General features: G+C 62.7%; 17 protein-coding genes and 1 tRNA gene. 12 read left to right on the top strand and 6 right to left on the bottom strand.

Translation table 11 applies throughout. The features are described 5' to 3' along the window. Complete coding sequence (locus ACIOJF_RS06715; protein WP_105658670.1) at positions 1 to 480, bottom strand: FHA domain-containing protein; 480 nt, start codon at positions 478 to 480, stop codon at positions 1 to 3. Next, positions 477 to 1,292 (bottom strand): DUF3662 and FHA domain-containing protein, encoded by an 816-nt coding sequence (locus tag ACIOJF_RS06710; protein WP_181148929.1) that lies wholly within the window; start codon positions 1,290 to 1,292, stop codon positions 477 to 479. Before ACIOJF_RS06710 ends, ACIOJF_RS06715 begins: the two co-directional genes overlap by 4 nt. A gap of 283 nt (positions 1,293 to 1,575) precedes the next feature. Between ACIOJF_RS06710 and ACIOJF_RS06705 the strand changes: the two genes are divergently transcribed. Next, positions 1,576 to 1,659: transfer RNA gene (locus ACIOJF_RS06705), tRNA-Leu, on the top strand. An 85-nt stretch (positions 1,660 to 1,744) separates the two neighbouring features. Here the strand turns inward: ACIOJF_RS06705 and ACIOJF_RS06700 are convergent. After that, positions 1,745 to 2,200 (bottom strand): DUF523 domain-containing protein, encoded by a 456-nt coding sequence (locus ACIOJF_RS06700; protein ID WP_105658668.1) that lies wholly within the window; start codon positions 2,198 to 2,200, stop codon positions 1,745 to 1,747. A 78-nt stretch (positions 2,201 to 2,278) separates the two neighbouring features. Between ACIOJF_RS06700 and ACIOJF_RS06695 the strand changes: the two genes are divergently transcribed. After that, the gene (locus ACIOJF_RS06695; RefSeq protein ID WP_402735394.1) at positions 2,279 to 2,815 is read left to right on the top strand and encodes a YdeI/OmpD-associated family protein; all 537 of its coding nucleotides are present in this window, start codon (positions 2,279 to 2,281) and stop codon (positions 2,813 to 2,815) included. Here the strand turns inward: ACIOJF_RS06695 and ACIOJF_RS06690 are convergent. Both ACIOJF_RS06690 and ACIOJF_RS06685 read right to left on the bottom strand, forming a co-directional pair. Beyond that, positions 2,804 to 2,971 carry a hypothetical protein gene (locus ACIOJF_RS06690; RefSeq protein WP_166650740.1) on the bottom strand — a complete coding sequence of 56 codons (168 nt, stop codon included), beginning with the start codon at positions 2,969 to 2,971 and terminating at the stop codon, positions 2,804 to 2,806. The two genes, ACIOJF_RS06695 and ACIOJF_RS06690, sit on opposite strands and share 12 nt — an antisense overlap. Before the next feature lie 3 nt (positions 2,972 to 2,974). Then, positions 2,975 to 4,024: a LacI family DNA-binding transcriptional regulator gene (locus ACIOJF_RS06685; protein WP_105662193.1), complete on the bottom strand. Its 1,050-nt coding sequence runs from the start codon at positions 4,022 to 4,024 to the stop codon at positions 2,975 to 2,977. A 150-nt stretch (positions 4,025 to 4,174) separates the two neighbouring features. Between ACIOJF_RS06685 and ACIOJF_RS06680 the strand changes: the two genes are divergently transcribed. From ACIOJF_RS06680 to ACIOJF_RS06640, 9 genes are all read left to right on the top strand, one after another. Further along, complete coding sequence (locus ACIOJF_RS06680) at positions 4,175 to 5,146, top strand: nucleoside hydrolase (protein ID WP_105658665.1); 972 nt, start codon at positions 4,175 to 4,177, stop codon at positions 5,144 to 5,146. A gap of 87 nt (positions 5,147 to 5,233) precedes the next feature. Beyond that, the gene (locus ACIOJF_RS06675; protein WP_400341862.1) at positions 5,234 to 5,932 is read left to right on the top strand and encodes a dienelactone hydrolase family protein; all 699 of its coding nucleotides are present in this window, start codon (positions 5,234 to 5,236) and stop codon (positions 5,930 to 5,932) included. Between the two features lie 54 nt (positions 5,933 to 5,986). After that, positions 5,987 to 6,418 (top strand): universal stress protein, encoded by a 432-nt coding sequence (locus ACIOJF_RS06670; protein ID WP_038992696.1) that lies wholly within the window; start codon positions 5,987 to 5,989, stop codon positions 6,416 to 6,418. Between the two features lie 88 nt (positions 6,419 to 6,506). After that, positions 6,507 to 7,223 carry a LysR family transcriptional regulator substrate-binding protein gene (locus ACIOJF_RS06665; RefSeq protein WP_359189300.1) on the top strand — a complete coding sequence of 239 codons (717 nt, stop codon included), beginning with the start codon at positions 6,507 to 6,509 and terminating at the stop codon, positions 7,221 to 7,223. Between the two features lie 42 nt (positions 7,224 to 7,265). Then, entirely contained in the window at positions 7,266 to 8,054 is a 789-nt protein-coding gene (locus ACIOJF_RS06660) for an enoyl-CoA hydratase/isomerase family protein (protein ID WP_105662190.1), read from the top strand. Positions 8,055 to 8,068: 14 nt separating this feature from the next. Continuing rightward, entirely contained in the window at positions 8,069 to 8,734 is a 666-nt protein-coding gene (locus ACIOJF_RS06655) for an alpha/beta hydrolase (RefSeq protein ID WP_332503170.1), read from the top strand. Between the two features lie 9 nt (positions 8,735 to 8,743). Continuing rightward, positions 8,744 to 9,643 (top strand): PfkB family carbohydrate kinase, encoded by a 900-nt coding sequence (locus ACIOJF_RS06650; protein ID WP_133833739.1) that lies wholly within the window; start codon positions 8,744 to 8,746, stop codon positions 9,641 to 9,643. Then, positions 9,644 to 10,438: an HAD family hydrolase gene (locus ACIOJF_RS06645; RefSeq protein WP_105662188.1), complete on the top strand. Its 795-nt coding sequence runs from the start codon at positions 9,644 to 9,646 to the stop codon at positions 10,436 to 10,438. Continuing rightward, on the top strand, positions 10,435 to 11,154 hold the full coding sequence (locus ACIOJF_RS06640) for a glycerophosphodiester phosphodiesterase family protein (RefSeq protein WP_105658658.1): 720 nt from the start codon (positions 10,435 to 10,437) through the stop codon (positions 11,152 to 11,154). Before ACIOJF_RS06645 ends, ACIOJF_RS06640 begins: the two co-directional genes overlap by 4 nt. 9 nt (positions 11,155 to 11,163) lie before the next feature. On the opposite strand, the gene ACIOJF_RS06635 is transcribed toward ACIOJF_RS06640, so the two are convergent. Next, positions 11,164 to 12,141 carry a hypothetical protein gene (locus ACIOJF_RS06635; RefSeq protein ID WP_105658657.1) on the bottom strand — a complete coding sequence of 326 codons (978 nt, stop codon included), beginning with the start codon at positions 12,139 to 12,141 and terminating at the stop codon, positions 11,164 to 11,166. 92 nt (positions 12,142 to 12,233) lie between these two features. Here ACIOJF_RS06635 and ACIOJF_RS06630 point away from each other — a divergent pair, with 92 nt between their 5' ends. Further along, positions 12,234 to 15,416: an HAD-IA family hydrolase gene (locus ACIOJF_RS06630; RefSeq protein ID WP_105658656.1), complete on the top strand. Its 3,183-nt coding sequence runs from the start codon at positions 12,234 to 12,236 to the stop codon at positions 15,414 to 15,416. Positions 15,417 to 15,476 lie beyond the last annotated feature (60 nt).

Genomic DNA, 15,476 nt, shown 5'->3' with positions numbered 1-15,476 from the left:
CTAGGGCTTCAATTCCAGGACAGTCTTTCCGATGCGGATTCGCTGGCCGGGCTCCACTGCCTGGGCGCGTGAGAGCTGGTTGTCACCCACGAAGGTGCCGTTAGTTGAGCCGAGATCTTCAATGAACCAGCGCGATCCCTGCGGGAACAGGCGGGCATGGCGTCCCGAAGCGTAGTCATCATCGAGAACGACGGTGGCATCCTGAGCTCGCCCGAACATGATCGGTTGGCCGCGGAGGGGAATGCTGCTGCCGGCCAGTGGGCCCTCAACAACTTCCAATGACGTGGCGGCCTTGCGCGCAGGCACTTCTGGTTCCGCCAGCTCTGGATTCTTCTTCAGTTCCCGAGCGCTGGGCTTGCCGGTGCGTGCCCGCGATCCGATGGCCAAGTCGCGGCGCATCGATCCGACAACGCTTAATACGAGCAGCCATATGAGGACCAAAAAGCCCAATCGGAACAAGCTTAGAACCAGGTCGTTCACGCGCGGCCTCCGTTGTTCGAGGTAATCAGCCGAAAGACGATTTTTGTCTGTCCGATAGTAATGATCGAACCGTCAAATATACGGGTTTCTTCCGAAATCTTCTTGCCGTCCACGTAGGTTCCATTGGTTGAACCCAGATCGGTGACGACGAAACTGGTTTTGCCACGGGTTTCGACGCGCACATGCTGGCGGGAAACGCCGGAATCATCCACGGGAATATCGGTGCTGGCCGAACGGCCCAGCACGATGGAGTGGTGATGCAGGGCGTAGCGCTGTCCAGCGACCTCAAGAATTGCCTGCTTCTGCATGGGCTTCTTGGGGATCTCTGCAATCGGACGGACCGATGGACGTGGCTGTGCGGTTGTCGGCGGGGTGGCGGATGGCGCTGCGGGCGCTGCTGCTCGCTCTTTTACCGGAGCCGAGGCTGCTGGGCGCGAGCTGGACTCCTTGACCGAGCTGGCAATCTCCATTTCTCCGGGCTTGAAATCGTCCTTGGAAACAAAATGGATCGTGATGTCGCCGTGGACCGAGTAGTCCTGGGCTGCCGCATGCTCAGCGGTGACCTTTGCCATTTCGTTGACGACGCCCCGCCCCCAACCCTGCGCGGTGTTGTAGTCCTTGGTGCTCAGCGAGACAACGAAGTCATTGGCTGCAAGGCTGCGGCCCTCGCTGATTGGCATGATTCCGCGGTCCATGTCATTGCGTAGCGCGGTAGTCAGTTCGACTGGCTTGAGATCTGCGGTGCTGGTGCCACGAAAGAAGCTAGTGACGACCTTCTCTAAGCCGCGTTCGACATTGTCGAGAAAGCCCATTATTCGTGCTCCTTCCTTAGGGTCCATGGCTGGTTATTGCGAGCCTGCATTCACGCCGTCCAAGCTGTGAACACAGAACTTCATATTCGATCTTACTGTTTTCAGCTGTGCAAATGCCGAAAAATCCTTGAGCGGCTCAAGTGCGTCAATATCAACGATAAATGCCCCAAAAAGGTTTCCCATGTGTCCCTAACCACAAATCAGGGTTTCGATTAGGTGAACGGAAAATGAGTGTGTAAGCTATTTCTTGTTGCAAAGAACGATGGCAACGAAAACAGAATATGCGCGAGTGGCGGAATTGGTAGACGCGCTGGCTTCAGGTGCCAGTGATCGCAAGGTCGTGGGGGTTCAAGTCCCCCCTCGCGCACAAATGGAAAATAACCCTTGATCTTCGGATCGAGGGTTATTTTTTTGTTTAAAAGAGCAACTGAATCGTTATCTTGCAGGGTGTGTCAGTTTGCCGGTGGCGCGCTGACATTGACGCCCCGGCGCTTGAGCAGGGCGGCCAGTACGCCATCGCCTGCAACGAGTTTTCCGGTGTGCGAGCCATCGTAGATGGTGCCGCAGCCGCACGAGGGGCTGCGATCCTGCAGGATCGCCTCGGTGATTCTCTGGTGCTGGACTAGATCCGAAACCTTCTGGGCACCAGCTATGAACTGCCCGCTGATGTCCTCGCCGTTGATGTCGATCACGCAGGCCCGGCCTTCCAGCACGTCGTGGCCATCGCCACCGACAATCTCCGCTGGCGGACGCGGAGTAGGGAGCTCGCCCAATTCCTCAGCGCAGGCCGCAACGGCTTCTCCTCGTGCCACGGCCTCGACGATGGCAGGGTTTGCCTTCGCCTTGCCGTTGTAGCGGCAAGGGATGCCGGCCAGGCAGGAACTAACGAGCAGCGGAGGTTGGGTCATAACAGCAGTCTAGCCACGTGGAAGCGCAATGCCGCCGTGCCATAGACTGCCCTTGGACAACGGAGAAGGGGAATTCCCATGGCGGCATCCAATGAGATATTCGAACTGAATGGAACTGCAGATCTGGTCAACGATCGGAAGATAATCAGGCTCGACCAGGAATCCAGCGACAAATTGCCAAGCCGCGGACAGGTTGCGGTGGAACTTCTCCAGGCGCATGAAGGCCACGTGGTCGTGATAGATCCCGACGGGCGCCGAGGCCACTGGTTGGCCCTCGATGGACAGGGCGCGCCCCAGCTGTTGGCCGAGGCGGGGGATCAAGTGGAATTGACCGCCCGGGTCGCCCGAACTTGGCCGGAAACAGGCATTCCGCAGGACCTGGCCAGTGCCCTGGGCGAGGCTGGGGATCTGGATGAGATGTGGGCAGGGCTCACTGCCATGGCCCGCTGGGAATGGGTACGCTGGATCGGTGCGACCAAGAACCCTTCCACGCGCGAACGCCGAGTGGAGGCCAGTATTTCCAAGCTGCGTGATGGCAAGCGCCGGCCGTGCTGCTTCGATTTGTCCTCATGCACCGATCCCGAAGTTTCGAAGAGCGGAAAGCTAATCCAGTAGCACCCAGCTGCGCGCGGCGGATTCGATGCCGGTGCCCGGTGGGGTTGCCGGGCCGGTAATGAGGCCCAGCACTCCGCTGGACATGACGATCAGGCCCAAAGCAATCAGCAGGGCGATAGCGGCAGTGACCTTGGCAGGCCATTTATGCATGTTCACCGGCTAGTCTCCTTTGTTGCCCAGCGTCGATCCGCGGACAATCAACGAACTGGGCAGCATTGTCTGCAGTGGGTCAGGGGTTTTTCCATCGAGCAGCGCGCGCAGCTTCAATGCGGCCTGGCGCCCGCCTTCCTGGGCGTTGAGCTGCACGGAAGTGATGGAAGGGCTGGACGTCGCCGAGTAGGGAAGGTCGTCGAATCCGGCCACCGCAAGCTGCTGCGGAATGCGGATACCAAGCAGGCGCGAAGCATGCAGCACGCCGAAAGCGTGGTTATCGGTTGCGCAGCCCAGTGCGGTCACGCCCGATTCATGCCACTTGGGCCAATGCTGGCCAAAGGCTGCTGAAGCCTCAGTGACGTCGATCATCGAGCTGGCAACAGAAGATGGCAGCACTTCGATGCCGTACTCCCTTGCCGCCGCCAGGAAGGCCTCGCGGCGCACTGCCAGGGTCTCGGTGCCGGTGCTGGCATCCAGGTAGGCGGCCTTGGTGTGTCCCTGTGCAGCGAAATGGGCTACGACTTCCCGCGCTCCCTGGGCGACGTCCATATTCACGGCAGGAATCGATGGATCGATGCCCGGGGCATCCAGGGCCACCAGCGGGAGGTTGCTCGAAATTTCCTCGAGGAAATCCTGGCTTGGGGCATGGACCAGCAGCCCGGCCGGACGGAGGCCCATGATCTTCCTCGTTTCGCTGGCGCTGGGGGAGACGCCGGCATCCGTGACCGAGAGCAGGAGCTGGTAGTCGCTAGCCAATACCGAGCGCACGCCAGCGATCACCTTGGCAAAGAAGGGGTTGGAGATATCCGGGGCCACCAGGACCACCAGCGAACTGACGCCCTTGGCCAGCGAGCTGCCGATGCTGTCGACGAAGTAGCCCAGTTCGCGAATTGATTCACGCACGCGCTGCTCATTCGCGGCCGAGACCCGGCCCGCCGACTTCCCGTTGGCAACAAGAGAGACCGTTGCGGTGGAAACGCCGGCGTGTTCGGCTACCATCGCTGCGGTCACGCGGCGTGGAGCGCGCGAGTTGCCGGACTTCTCACCATTCTTCATGGCTCCATCGTAGTCGGAGTTGTGACACGCGACAGCTTTGCGTTAAGCGCTTGACGATAGCATGGGGACGCGAAAGAATTATCAAAGGATGCCTATCCGCCCCCACGACTTAGCTACCGGCCGCCAGCTGGCAGAGCGAAGGAAGAAGCCATGACCCAGGACAGCAATGCCCCGCGCAAGATCATTTTGGACTGCGACCCGGGTCATGATGACGCCGTGGCAATGATTCTTGCCCATGGCAATCCCAAGATCGACCTGCTGGCCGTGACCACCGTGGCCGGCAACCAGACCCTGGATAAGGTCACTGCCAACGCGCTGGCCGTGGGTACCATCGCCGGCATTACCGGCATTCCCTTCGCGGCCGGCTGCGCCCGTCCGCTGGTGCGCGAAGTGGAAACCGCGGGAGACGTCCACGGGGATTCCGGGATGGACGGGCCGGCCCAGCCGGAGCCGGGTATCGAACTCGATGGGCGCCACGCCGTGGACGTCCTCATCGACCTGGTGATGAGCCATGAACCCGGCGAAATCACCTTGGTGCCCACCGGCGCATTGACCAATATCGCCTTGGCGGCCCGGAAGGAACCGCGCATCGTTGAACGCGTGCGCGAAGTGGTGCTGATGGGCGGCGGCTACCACACCGGCAACTGGTCGGCGGTGGCAGAATTCAATATCAAGATCGATCCTGAAGCTGCGCACATCGTCTTCAACGAGGCCTGGCCGGTGGTGATGGTCGGATTGGACCTGACCCACCAGGCGTTGGCCACCTCCGAGGTGGTTGAACGCATCGAGAAGATCGGCACCGGCCCATCGACCTTCGTGCGCGAGCTGATGGACTTCTTCGCCCGGGCCTACCGAGACCACCAGGGCTTCGATGCACCGCCGGTGCATGACCCATGCGCCGTGGCCTACGTGATCGACCCGGATATCGTGCGCACTGTCAAGGCCCCGGTCAGCGTTGAGCTGCGTGGCGAGCTGACCTTGGGGATGACCGTCACGGACTTCCGCGCGCCGGCTTCCGCCGACTGCAATACTTCCGTGGCGGTGGACCTGGATCACGAAGGCTTCTGGAATCTGGTGGTCGATGCGCTGGAACGTATCGGCGAGGTCACGCTCGGAAAATAGAACAACTTTGGCGCAATGTGGGGCAGGTCAATGCCAATGGCGTCCAGACCTGCATAAACTGGAGGCACACGCAGAGCAGGAGGCACCATGGCGGACAAAACCCCGCACCAGAACGTGACTTTCCCTTCTTCAGGCGCGCAAGCGCATGGCTATCTCGCCTTGCCGGAGTTCGGCAAGGGCCCTGGGGTCATCGTGATCCAGGAATGGTGGGGTCTGACCGACCATATCCGCGACGTTGCCGACCGGCTGGCCGCGCAGGGCTTCGTGGCTCTGGCTCCGGACCTCTATGGAGGCTGGATCACCCACGACGGTGAAGAAGCCGGGCAGATGATGTCCCAGCTCCCGGAAGCCGCCGGGGCCCAGCTATTGAGCGGTGCCGTGGACTACCTGCTGGCCAATGAGCACGTCACCAGCGAGAAGCTGGGCGTCATCGGCTTCTGCATGGGTGGCGGTTTCGTGCTGCAGATGGCTGCCCAGCAAGGCGGGAAAATTGCCGCGGCCGTGCCTTTCTATGGCGTCGGCCAGGGTGTGCCCAACGATTTTTCCGGAGTCCGCGCGGCCATCCAGGGCCACTACGCGAACCTGGACCAGATGTACTCGCCGGCTCAGGCGAAGGCTCAGGAAGAGCAGATTCGCCAGGAATCAGGCGCGGAAGTCCAGTACTTCTACTACGACGCCGATCACGCATTCCACAACGACGAGAACCCTGCCGGCAACTACGATCCCGAACAGGCTGCCATCGCATGGCAGCGCGCCGTGGACTTTTTGCAGGCTAAAGTGGCCTAAAGGCCATAAAGTGTTACCCATCACTTAATGCATCACTCATATAAGGAGAACAATATGTCTGAAACCATCATCGTAGGCGTAGACGGTTCCGAAACCGCACAGCGCGCAGCCCGCCGCGCTGCAGAACTCGCCGTCAAGCTCGACGCTGACCTGGTGGTCATCACCGCTCACGCTTCGGATAACACCGAGGTCGTTTCCATCGGTTCCGATACCTGGATCCTGGACGACGCAGAGCAGGCCCGCAAGCTGGCCCAGCGCGTAGCCAACGACGTGAAGAACGCTGTGCCAGGCGTCAAGATCACCGCTGCTGCCGGCCACGGCAAGCCAGGTGACGTGCTGATCTCCGACGCCGAGGACCGCAAGGCTTCGATGATCGTTGTCGGCAACGTGGGCATGAAGGGCCTGGGCCGCGTGCTCGGTTCGGTAGCTTCCTCGGTGGCCCACTCGGCACCATGCGACGTTCTGGTCGTCAAGACCGACAAGTAGGCCTCCCCGGCTTGCGCGGACGCAGGCGGGCACCGGTTCACCGGTGCCCGCCTGCGCCATTTAACCCGGCAGAGCGTAGGCTTAACCCGTGCAGAAACTTCGAATCGCCTACGCAACCGGCGTCACCCCCGGCAAATGGATGGACCGCTTCCAGGAACGCTATCCTGCCATCGAGCTGAAAGCCTGGCGCCTGGATGAGGGGGAAATCCTGGATCTGCTGGCCAATGGCGAGGCTGACGCAGTATTCGTGCGCTATCGCGGCGACTCGCCCAAGGACGCAACGCGCCACGTCATCCCGCTTTACGAGGAACTCGAAGTGGTCTGCGCGGGCAAAGACCACGACGTGGAGTACTTCGAAGAATCCGTTCCGCTGGAGACCGTAGAGTCCTTCCCGCAACTCGACTTGGCCGACTACCCGGAATCCGTGGGCGGCATTCCGGTAGCGATGGAAGTTGTCGCTTCCGGCGCCCAGGTGCTGCGCACCACGCAGTCCATTGCCCGGCTCTTCGCCCGCAAGGACGTGGTGGTGCGCTTCATTGAAGACGGTTCGCCAACCCAGGTGGGCATCGCCTGGCCTACCGCCACCGAAGACACCGCCTTGCTCGAAGAATTCATCGGCATTGTGCGCGGACGTACCGCCAGCTCATCGCGCCAGACTTCGGTGCGCAAGCAGGAGCAGAAGGCCAAGCGCGTCAATGAGCAGAAGAAGGCCAAGGCGAAAGCCCAAGCCAAGGCAAAACAGCAGGCCAAGAGCTCATCCAAGAAGCCGCAGGGTGCCAAGGCAAAGCCACGCAAGCACCGCTGACAATCCAATACGTGACGCGCGTTACGTGAGAGAGTTAGGGGTATGAAGCAATTCGATACCCTCAGCCTGAGCACCCAGGGCTCGGCCCTCATCCTGACCGTCAACCAGCCGAAGTCGCTGAACGCGTTGGCAAAAGAGGTCGTCAACGACCTTGAAGCCTTCCTGGACTGGTTCGAGGCCACCGGCTATGAATACCGCGGCGTGATCCTCACCGGTGCCGGCGAGAAGTCCTTTGTCGCCGGCGCCAATATCGTGCAGCTGCGCGAAATGGACCCGGCGGCGGCGCTGGCCTACGGGCGCCAGATGCACGCGGTCACCGAACGCCTGGAGAAGCTGCAGGTTCCAGTGATCGCCGCAGTCAACGGCTTCGCCCTGGGCGGCGGCTGCGAACTCGCCCTGGCTTGCGATTTCATCTACGCTTCCGAGACGGCCAGCTTTGGGCAGCCGGAGGTCAACCTCGGGCTGGTGCCCGGCTTTGGCGGCATGGTGCGCCTGCCGCGACGTGTCGGCAACGCGATGGCCCGTGAATTGGTTTTCACCGGCCGCCGCATCAAGTCCGAGGAAGCATTGCGCATTGGCCTGGCCAACCGCGTTGTCCCGGCCGGGGAACTGATTGACCAGGCCGTGGCCACCATCGAGGAGATCGCGAAGGTGGCACCGACGGCCGTTGGCAATGCCAAGGCCGCGATGGTGGACATGGACGCGCTGAACACCCATGACGCCCTGCTGGTTGAAGCACAGTCCTTCCAGCAGGCCTTCGGAACCGCCGACTCGGTGGAAGGCCGTGCCGCCTTCGTCGAAAAGCGCGCCGCGGTCTTCCCGGGCAACTAGCCGGGGCGCCGACCATGCACTACGGGGCGCACCCGGACCAGCAGGTCCAGTTCTACGAGCCGGAACGCACCACCGCTCGCGGAGCGGTGATGATCATCCACGGCGGATACTGGCGTGAAAAGTACACCGCTAGCCTCGGCGTGCCCCTGGCAGAGGATCTCGCCGCCCGCGGGATCCCTGCCTACAACCTCGAATACCGGCGTGGGCCGGGCAGCGCGGCGAAAATGCTGGCCGATGCCCGGCTCGCGCTGGGCCTGGTCAAGGAAGAAGGGCCGATCACGCTGATCGGCCATTCAGCCGGAGCGCAATTGGCCTGCGTGCTGGCCGCCCATGATGCACGGGTCTCCCAGGTGATCAGCCAGGCCGGGGTCCTGGACCTTGAAACGGCGCAGCGCCTGAAGCTCAGCGGCAGCGCAGTGGACGAGATGCTCGCAGGCGCGCCATTGGGCGCCTGCAATCCGGTGGAATTATGGCCAATGCATGCCCGTGTCGTAATCTTTCATGGACGGGACGATGGCGATGTTCCGGTAAGAATTGCCCGTATCGCAGCCCAGAAAGCGGCTGCGCTCGGACAGGAGCACAGCTTCTCGCTGTTCGCGGGCGACCACTACACCTGGATCGATCCGCACAGCAGCCAATGGGCTGCCTGCGTGCGTGCCCTGTCCCCACTGCACTACTGAAGGAGCAGCATGAACCCGACCGTGATCGGCGAGGCCCTCGTTGACGTCCTGGCCTCCGGCATTGCCCCAGCCCAGGAGTTCGTTGGCGGCAGCCCGTTGAACGTCGCGGTTGCGCTCTCCCGCCTGGGGTACCCGGGAACCTTGATTTCCCGCTGGGGCGCCGATGACAAGGGCCGCAAGATCGAGGATTACCTCAAGGACAACAACGTGGCATACCTGGGCGGAGCCGATGACCAGGCCACCGTCATTGCCCATGGCATCCTCGACCCGGCCGGCGGCGCGGCCTTCGCGTTCAACGCCTACTGGCAGATGCCGACCATCGGGCCGGAGCTGGCCCAGGATGCCGAGCTGGTGCACACCGGCTCCATCGCCACCCTGTTCAGCCCCGGAGAACTGCTGCCGCTGCTTTCGGCCGCGCGCACCCATGCCACCATCAGCTACGACCCGAACCTGCGCCCGTCGCTGGTCACCAACCATTCGCAGACCGTGGCCGAGGTCGAGCGATTCGTCGGCCAGGCCGACGTGGTGCGGGTCTCCGGCATCGACCTGAAGTGGCTGTACCCGATGCGCTCGGTCCAGGACTCGGCCCGTGCCTGGCTGGACATGGGTCCGGCGATCGTGGTGTCCACCGCAGGCTCGCGCGGGTCCTGGGGCGTCGTTCGCGCCGGCGACGCCGAATTCACTGCGCCGTCGGTGGAAGTCACCGATACCGTGGGTGCCGGCGATACCTTCACCGCCGCGCTGCTGTGCTGGCTGGCCGAACATGGACTGATTGGCGCGGCCAACCGCGAAAAGCTGAACCAGCTGCAGATTGCGGAGCTTTCGCGAGCCCTGGAATTCGCGGCCCTGGCCGCCGCGGTGACCGTGCAGCGTGCCGGGGCGAACCCGCCACGCCGCCAGGAGCTGTAGATGATCAAGCTGATCGCCTCGGACCTCGACGGCACCATTGTCGCCAAGGACGGCACCATCTCCGAACGCACCCAACGTGCCTTCATCCAAGCTCGCGACGCTGGCATCCAGATCGTCTTTGTCACCGGACGCCCCTTCCGCTGGCTGAGCCCGATCATTGAAGCCTTCGGCGGGATGGGCACGGTCATCTGCTCCAATGGCGCGGTGCTCTACGACCTGGAACAAGACGAAGTGATCTGGTCGCGCACGCTCAGCGCGGCTACCGCGCGGCGGGCGAGCGAAATCATCCTGGAGCTGGAACCGCGCGCGTCCTTCGCTGCCGAGACCACCAAGGGGCTGCACCTGGGTGAAGGCTTTGCCGACCGCCACCACAACTTCGGGGTGCAGGCAGTCCTGGATCTGACTAGCGAGTCAATTGATTCCGAGGGCATCGTGAAATTCCTTGCCCGCTCCCAGCACCTGCCGATAGACAAGTTCTATTCCTCGGTTGAGCCGCAGCTGGCAGAACTGGTATCGGTGACCCACTCCGCCTTCGACGTTTCCCTATTGGAAATGGCGCATGTGGATATCCACAAGGCCACCACGCTGCATGAATACTGCCAGCGCCTGGGAATTGCCGCAGCTGAAGTGATGGCCTTCGGCGACATGCCCAACGACATCGAAATGCTCGAATACGCCGGCCACGGCTACGCGATGTCCTCCGGACACCCCATGGCGCTGGCCTCCGCCCGCTTCCGTGCACCCTCGCTGGCCGATGACGGGGTAGCCCAGGTCATTGAAGGCCTGCTGAAATGACCTACGCCTTTTCGCACCGCGGCGTACGCACGGGCAACGAGGAAAACACGCTGGCAGCCTTCCAGCGCGCCGCAGACCTGGGCATCACCCATCTGGAATCGGATGTGCACGCCTCAGCCAACGGCACGGTCTACCTGTTCCATGACCAGAGCCTGGACCGGGTGACCGACGCGAGCGGGAATTTCAACGACTTCACCGACGAGCAGCTGGCAATGGTGCGGGCCGGAGGGGAACCGCTGTGCACGCTTGATGCACTGCTCGATGCGTTCCCGCACGCCACACTGAACCTGGACGTCAAGGACGAGCACGTGATCGGCCCGCTGGCCGAGCTCATCGAGCGCAGGAAAGCCCATCGGCAAATTGCCCTCGCGTCCTTCTCCACGGCACGCAGCGCCGCGGTCGGCCACCTGCTTTCCGCTCCGATACGGCGCTCGCCGGGTCAACGGGAAATTGTCGCCATCTGGCTGTGCGCCCACCTGCTGGGCTGGGTTCCCAAGCGGCTGCTGGCAGGCTTCTGGGCGGTCCAGGTGCCGCTGAACCAGGGCATGCTGCCGGTAGCGACCCGTCGATTCATCAAGGCGGTCCACCGAGCCGGCGCCCAGGTGCATGTCTGGGTCATCAACGACGAGCCGACCATGCGGCTGCTGATGGAGCGCAAGGCCGACGCCATCATGAGCGATGACGCGGCCTTGCTGGCCAGGGTTCTGGGCTCTTGAACTGCGGCCCTAGGAGATATCCAGGGTTCCCAAAACGGTCTCGGCGTGCTCCTGCAGTTGCTCGTCGCTGGCATCCAGGAGCAGGCGCAACCAGGTCTCGTGCTGCGACAGCGGCGCAACCAGGCAGGCTGGATTAATCAGGTCGTACAGCTCATCTGCTGAGCCGTAGGCAGAGAACTGGTCCAGGTACGCGAAAAGCACCTTCATCACTCGCTCATCACCGGTATCGCAATCCCACGCTTCGCACATGGCGGCCAGCGGCGTGTTCAGGGATGAGAAGGGGTGAGCCCAGTGCGCGGAGGACAGATTCAGGATGCGGCCGTGGTCTCCGGCCTCGGCAGGAACCACCACCTGCGACAGATCGAAGTTGCCGTGCTCGATGCTCAACGGCACCGCACCGGCATGAAGGGCAGCGGTGGCCCTCCTCAACTCATCGAGATGCGAAACCATCTTGTCCGCCATGGATCCATCCAGGTACAGCGGGTGTGCCGGGTCCAGGGACACATGCATCATCAGCGCCTGCTCGTACTGCTCGGGCAGGAACTGCGGGTCCACCACGGTGACCCCGGAATCAAAGAATTCTTCCTCGTGGCCCATCAGCGCGACCTGGAAGGAACCGAGCGAGGCCATGGCCAGCTCCCAGTTCTCCACCGAATCGCCCAGATCCGCCAGGGTGTGCCCGAAATCCGGGCTGAGCATGTAGCCGGCGATCCGGTCGATAGCCAGTGGCATCACCACGCGATCGGGCAGCAGCTGGCCGGCAGCGACCGTGGTCGCTGGTTCCGAAGCCAGCCCCGGAGCGTTGGCGCTGAAGATCAGATCTGCGGCACCGGTCTGAACCGCCGCCTGGATCTGGTGCAAATCTGCGGGCCAAAAATCCGGTCCTGCGGTGCGTTGAATGCCATATGCCTCGCACGCAGCATCGATCCACTCGGCGGTTGCCTCACGCCAGTCTTCGCTATTCCATACATCTATCCACTGAGCCACATTCTTATCGTAGTATGTCGAAGCAAGCGCGTTCAGTTGCTACGGTAAGGACTACGGCCAGTAATTCGCTCCTCTTTCGAAGGATTTCGATTGTGAACGCTTTTCGTCCTGAGTACCGACATCGTGATTACAAGGCCGTCCTCTTTGATCTGGATGGCGTGATCACTCCTACCGCGTTGCTGCATCGCAAGGCGTGGGAAGAACTTTTCACCACCTTTTTCGACAAGCACCCGGGCGTGGCCCCATACACTTCCGAGGACTATTTCAACCTGCTTGACGGCCGTCCGCGTTATGACGCGGTGGCGGCCACCCTCGAATCCCGCGGCATCAGCTTGCCCCGCGGGGATGAAAGCGATCTGCCGGGGGAGGGCAGCATCTGCGCGCTGGGCAATATGAAGAACGAAAAGTTCACCCAAGTGCTGCAGCGCGACGGGATCGACCCCTATGCCGGCTCCGTGGCCTACCTGCAACAGGTGCTGGATGCCGGGCTGGACGTCGCGGTGGTGTCCTCCTCGCGCAATGCCCGCGTGGTACTGGCTGCCGCAGGACTGGCCGAGCACTTCCCATTGGTGATGAGCGGCCAGGAAGCTGCTGCGCGCCGGCTGGCGGGCAAACCAGCCCCGGACACGTTCCTGGCTGCCGCCGCCGATCTGGGTTGGCGTCCGGAAGAATGCGCCGTCATCGAGGATGCCACCAGCGGGGTGAGGGCAGCGCGTGCCGGGGGCTTCGGCGTCATCGGCGTGGCCCGCGAAGGCAATGAGGCCGCCTTGCTGGATGCAGGGGCCCATTTTGTGGTTCATGACCTTTCCGAACTGGTCTCCGAGCAAGCAGCCAAGGCCTGGGAAGAGGACTCCTGGTCGCTGTGGCGCGGGAACCAGCGAGACAGCGATGGCGCCGAAGACACCGTTTTCTCTCTGGGCAACGGTTTTCTGGGTGCACGGGCTGCGCAACTGGGTCTGGGGGACCAAGGAGGTGGCACATTCATCAACGGGCTGCATGAGACCTGGGAAATCCGCCATGCCGAGAGCGCCTTCGGGCTGGCCGAAACCGGACAGACCATGATCAGCGCCCCGGATTTCCGGACCATGCGCGTGTTCATCAATGACGAAGCCCTGGAAGTCGGCCGCACGGAGATGCTGCGTGATGAGCTGCGCCTGGATTTCCTTGACGGGACGCTGACCGCGCACACCCTGTGGCGAACTGCCGAGGGGCACCGGGTAGCCGTCACTGCCCGCTCAATGATTTCCTTCACGGATCGCCACGTGGCGCTGCAGGACGTGCACGTGCGCCTGCTCGATGCTCCGGCGCAGGTGCTGATCCAGTCTTCGGTCATCGGGTACCGCTCCAGCCGGAAGGTGGCTTCCCCGGAGGAAACCGATGCCGGGGTTCCTGCCGATCCGCGCAAGAGCGAGGAAGCCAGGGCCAACCCGCTGCATCCGGCGGGCACCCACCGCGATGGCGCCCGGCTGGGCATCTCGTACCAGGTCTTCGGATCCGGGATGTCGGTAGCAGCAATGGTGGAGCACGAGGTGGCCACCACTGGCGGAGCGCAGGCGGAGCTGTCCGTGGTCCGCAAGGTGGACGATGACCGCGCCGATGAAGTGATCAGCACCAGGCTGGAAGCCGGGCAAGGCGTGCGCGTCTCCAAGTACGCGGTCTACCACTCCTCGCGGCGCCATCCGGCCCAGGAGATGCTCTTGCGTTCTGAGCGGGCCTTGGAGCACCTGGTGCCGTTGGGGATTGACGAGCACTTCCGCACCCAGCGCCGTTTCATGGCCGACTACTGGGACCGCAGCGATGTGGTGGTGGAGAGCGATGAGCCCGAGCTGCAGCGCAAGATCCGCTGGAACCTGTTCCAGCTCGCCCAAGCTGCCGGACGTGCCGACGGCCTGGGCATCAGCGCCAAGGGCGTGAGCGGCAACGGCTATTCCGGGCACTATTTCTGGGATACCGAAATCTATGTGATGCCGTTCTTGACCTATACGAACCAGCAGTGGGCGCGCAACACGCTACGCGCCCGGGTCTCGATGATTCCTGCAGCGACCCGGCGGGCGCTGATCATGAACGAGGAAGGCCTGCTCTTCCCGTGGCGCACGATTAACGGCGAGGAAGCCAGCGCCTATTATCCGGCTGGCACTGCGCAGTACCATATCAATGCCGACGTGGTGTATTCGCTCAACCGGTACCTCGGGGTCATGGAGGATGACGAGTTCCTGCTGGCCGGCGGCGCCGAAATCCTCGTGGGAACTGCGCGCATGTGGGCCTCGCTGGGGTTCTGGCGTGGCGAGCAGGGCAATGAGCGTTTCCATATCCATGGGGTCACCGGGCCCGATGAGTACACCGCGGTAGTCAACGACAACCTCTACACCAATGTCATGGCGCGCTTCAATTTGCGCCGCAGCGCCCAGCTGCTGGCCGAAATGGCCCAAGAGCATCCGCGCGAGTTCGCGCAACTGGCCAGCAGGCACTCATTGGAAAACGAGGAGATCGCCCTGTGGCTCAAGGCCGCTGATTGCATGCACATCCCGTATTCCGAAACGGTCGGAATCCACCCCCAGGACGAGCATTTCTTGAACCGCGAAGTCTGGGACCTGGCCAATACCGGTGCGGATAAGCGGCCGTTGCTGCTGCACTACCATCCGCTGGTGATCTACCGCTTCCAGGTCATCAAGCAAGCCGACGCGGTGCTGGCTTTGTGGCTGCGTTCCAGCGATTTCACCGCCGAGCAGAAACTTGCGGATTTCAACTACTATGACCCGCTGACTACGGGCGACTCGACACTGTCGGCGACAGTGCAATCGATTCTCGCCGCCGAGGTGGGCTACCGCGATCTTGCCTGGGAGTATTTCGAGCACGCGCTGAACGTGGATCTGGAAAACCTGCATGGCAATACCGCTGACGGCGTGCATGTGGCATCGACCGGTGGCGTCTGGTCGGCGCTGATCTACGGCTTCGCGGGACTGCGCGACGATGACGACCAGCTGCGCTTTGATCCGCGGCTCCCGGAGAAATGGCGGGCCCTGCGCTTCAACCTCGGGTGGCGGGGCATGAGGATTTCCGTGGGCTTGCGGGCTGAAGCCATTGATTTCACCCTGCACGGAGCCTTCTCCCGTCCGATCTGGGTGCGCGGCCAGCAGGTGGACCTGCAGCCGGGGCAGACAGTCAGCGTGGCGCTCGCCGGCCAGGGCCCGACGCTGGAAGGGCGGCCAAGCTTGGAGCATGTGCTCTCGCTGCAAAGCGACGTCGGCGTGGATGTGCCCAACAAGGCCTGGTAAGCATCCGGGCACGCAAAAGGAGGCAGGAACCATCTTGGTTCCTGCCTCCTTTGCGCAATC

Origin of the sequence: Glutamicibacter sp. NPDC087831 (genome assembly GCF_044742845.1) — a bacterium.
Lineage (GTDB): Bacteria > Actinomycetota > Actinomycetes > Actinomycetales > Micrococcaceae > Glutamicibacter.
The sequence above is the reverse complement of the archived record's forward strand: the minus strand, read 5'-3'. Positions and strand labels throughout refer to the sequence as shown.

Excerpts from the sequence above, each read along its gene's own strand:
- ACIOJF_RS06710 (WP_181148929.1), bottom strand. The coding sequence starts at position 1,292 with ATGGGCTTTCTCGACAATGTCGAACGCGGCTTAGAGAAGGTCGTCACT.
- ACIOJF_RS06700 (WP_105658668.1), bottom strand. The coding sequence starts at position 2,200 with ATGACCCAACCTCCGCTGCTCGTTAGTTCCTGCCTGGCCGGCATCCCT.
- ACIOJF_RS06695 (WP_402735394.1), top strand. The coding sequence starts at position 2,279 with ATGGCGGCATCCAATGAGATATTCGAACTGAATGGAACTGCAGATCTG.
- ACIOJF_RS06685 (WP_105662193.1), bottom strand. The coding sequence starts at position 4,024 with ATGAAGAATGGTGAGAAGTCCGGCAACTCGCGCGCTCCACGCCGCGTG.
- ACIOJF_RS06680 (WP_105658665.1), top strand. The coding sequence starts at position 4,175 with ATGACCCAGGACAGCAATGCCCCGCGCAAGATCATTTTGGACTGCGAC.
- ACIOJF_RS06675 (WP_400341862.1), top strand. The coding sequence starts at position 5,234 with ATGGCGGACAAAACCCCGCACCAGAACGTGACTTTCCCTTCTTCAGGC.
- ACIOJF_RS06670 (WP_038992696.1), top strand. The coding sequence starts at position 5,987 with ATGTCTGAAACCATCATCGTAGGCGTAGACGGTTCCGAAACCGCACAG.
- ACIOJF_RS06660 (WP_105662190.1), top strand. The coding sequence starts at position 7,266 with ATGAAGCAATTCGATACCCTCAGCCTGAGCACCCAGGGCTCGGCCCTC.
- ACIOJF_RS06655 (WP_332503170.1), top strand. The coding sequence starts at position 8,069 with ATGCACTACGGGGCGCACCCGGACCAGCAGGTCCAGTTCTACGAGCCG.
- ACIOJF_RS06650 (WP_133833739.1), top strand. The coding sequence starts at position 8,744 with ATGAACCCGACCGTGATCGGCGAGGCCCTCGTTGACGTCCTGGCCTCC.
- ACIOJF_RS06645 (WP_105662188.1), top strand. The coding sequence starts at position 9,644 with ATGATCAAGCTGATCGCCTCGGACCTCGACGGCACCATTGTCGCCAAG.
- ACIOJF_RS06640 (WP_105658658.1), top strand. The coding sequence starts at position 10,435 with ATGACCTACGCCTTTTCGCACCGCGGCGTACGCACGGGCAACGAGGAA.